General features: G+C 65.6%; 3 protein-coding genes. 1 reads left to right on the top strand and 2 read right to left on the bottom strand.

What is annotated here, in order from left to right:
- Positions 1–167 precede the first annotated feature (167 nt).
- The gene (locus E6P78_RS32390) at positions 168–635 is read right to left on the bottom strand and encodes a DUF4240 domain-containing protein (protein WP_136207187.1); all 468 of its coding nucleotides are present in this window, start codon (positions 633–635) and stop codon (positions 168–170) included.
- A gap of 149 nt (positions 636–784) precedes the next feature.
- Positions 785–1,111: a hypothetical protein gene (locus tag E6P78_RS32385; RefSeq protein WP_136207186.1), complete on the bottom strand. Its 327-nt coding sequence runs from the start codon at positions 1,109–1,111 to the stop codon at positions 785–787.
- Between the two features lie 457 nt (positions 1,112–1,568).
- Here E6P78_RS32385 and E6P78_RS32375 point away from each other — a divergent pair, with 457 nt between their 5' ends.
- Complete coding sequence (locus E6P78_RS32375; RefSeq protein ID WP_026250501.1) at positions 1,569–1,754, top strand: hypothetical protein; 186 nt, start codon at positions 1,569–1,571, stop codon at positions 1,752–1,754.
- Positions 1,755–1,883: the final 129 nt, after the last annotated feature.

The raw sequence follows: 1,883 nt of genomic DNA, 5'->3' as shown, positions 1-1,883 counted from the left end.
CTCGGAAGTGCCTTGCTGATCGTGCGTGCTGGAAGCCTGAAGAACTCCCATCATCGCAGGTCACAAGGCACTTTCTCGTTCCAAGAAAAGTTATCCACAGGCATCGATTCGGCGGATCAAGGCTTAGCCGCCGGTAGTGACCTTCCTGGCGGAGCGGGGCGGTCGCGTCAGTTTCGTAGAGGTGGCCAGCCGTCCCTGTTGGAGTAGGACTCGAAGCAGTACCGCGTCGTGCGGTCCCACCCCTTGCCCGTGGCCAGTTCGTACGCCTCGTCCGGTACGTACAGCAGGCTTTCACCGTCGTACTCGGTTGAGGTGTACGGGGCGAAAGCGGCGGCGTCGGAGAATGCGCTCTCCCAGACGCCCCGACCCGCGGCCACCACCGCGCAGCGCGCGTAGAGGAACGAGTCGCCCGACTGCGGAAAGGGGGCGCCGTCCTCGTCCAGCATGTCGGCCACGGGGAGTTTGCCGAACTTCTCCTGGTCCAGGCGGTAGAGGGCTTCGGCGTGGCGTTCCGCGAAGCCGATGATTTCGGGGAGGGGGCGGTGGCTCAGCTCATTGGCGAGACGGTGGCAGTTTGCTTGGGTGGCTTCGCCGTTCAGGGTGGCTATCAGTGCCCAGAAGTCGGCCCATGTCATTCTCACGGGGGCAGGATGCCAGGACGGTCTGACAATGCGCGGCCGGTGATGAGGCGGGTGGGATGCTGCCCCCTTACGTCCGAGGCGGATGAGGGGTGTGGTCACCGTTGGCGAAGGCTCCTTGATTGGGCAGGGGCCGTGCTTATCGATCAAGAAGGTGGCTCCGCCTTGACGCCCCGCCCTCTCAGGACGACACCTTTGAGGGCCTTGGCGACCTGCGGGGCGTAGTCGGGGTTTATGACCCAGATGTACCAGTTGCGCGCAGCGACGATGGTGTTGTTGCAGGGAGCCCTGCGCCTGCCGGCGATGGAATCGCCGATGTCGTCACGGCTGAACCTGGCGGGGTCGAGTACGTGGATCTCGTTCTCGACCTTCGCCCCCTGGATCTCGGCAAGGCAGTCGAGCCCCGAGCCGAAGTTGGCTTGTGCGCGGCGGAGCAGTTTGCACTCCAGGCCGCCTGCCCCCAGGGCGTTCATCACAGCGTCCGGCGAGAGCGATGGCCGCGAGGGTGAGGCCGGTTGTCTTCATACGCTCAGCTTTTCCCGGGAGGAGTTGGCGCTGATCCTGGAGCGGGTGACGGCGTGCCTGGTTCGGGAGCGCCGCTGCCGGTCCCTGTCGTGGGGCCACCCGCCGCATAGATCGGTTCGATGGAGGCATGGTGTCCGGCGGGTGTATCCGATTCCAGTTGCCGGATTGCCTCGCTACGCTCTTGGTCACTCAGTGCCTCCCAGGCCATCGCGTCCTCGAGGTGGGGCTGGAGCCTGTCCCAGTTAGCCCCGTGGACCCACCGCATCCGCGTCGTCCTGGTGGGCGTCGGACACGGCGGTGAGGAGGCGTTCCGCCTTCCTGCCTTCTCTCAAGAGATCATCGGCATACCTCAGCTCAGGCGGACTACGGACCACCATTCACAGCCCCACTCGGTAAGGTCCGGGTGTGACGAGCAAGCCTGAGCCGACGATTCCCGAGATCACCCGCACCGACTGTGCGAGGTGCGGCACCGAGGTCCACGGTCTGGCCGGGCGGTACGCCTGTGCGCTCTGCGGGTGGGTCAACCACTACTCGGAGGGGCACGAGGAGCTGCCCGGGTTGGACGAGGACCCCGACCACGGGCGGGGTTAGGGCCAATACCAGTGACTTAGTGGTGCTGAGTGCGCGGTGCCTTGGCCGGTGGGCTGATCGGCGCAGTCTTGTAGTGCGGTGCAACGGTGACTGTGTCGGCGGGGTCTCGGGTGGGCTGGGGCCAGTGCC

The sequence above is a fragment of the Streptomyces sp. A0958 genome (genome assembly GCF_004795035.1).
Lineage (GTDB): Bacteria > Actinomycetota > Actinomycetes > Streptomycetales > Streptomycetaceae > Streptomyces.
The sequence above is the reverse complement of the archived record's forward strand: the minus strand, read 5'-3'. Positions and strand labels throughout refer to the sequence as shown.

Coding starts and splice junctions, on each gene's coding strand:
- E6P78_RS32390 (WP_136207187.1), bottom strand. CDS start 635: ATGACATGGGCCGACTTCTGGGCACTGATAGCCACCCTGAACGGCGAA.
- E6P78_RS32385 (WP_136207186.1), bottom strand. CDS start 1,111: ATGAACGCCCTGGGGGCAGGCGGCCTGGAGTGCAAACTGCTCCGCCGC.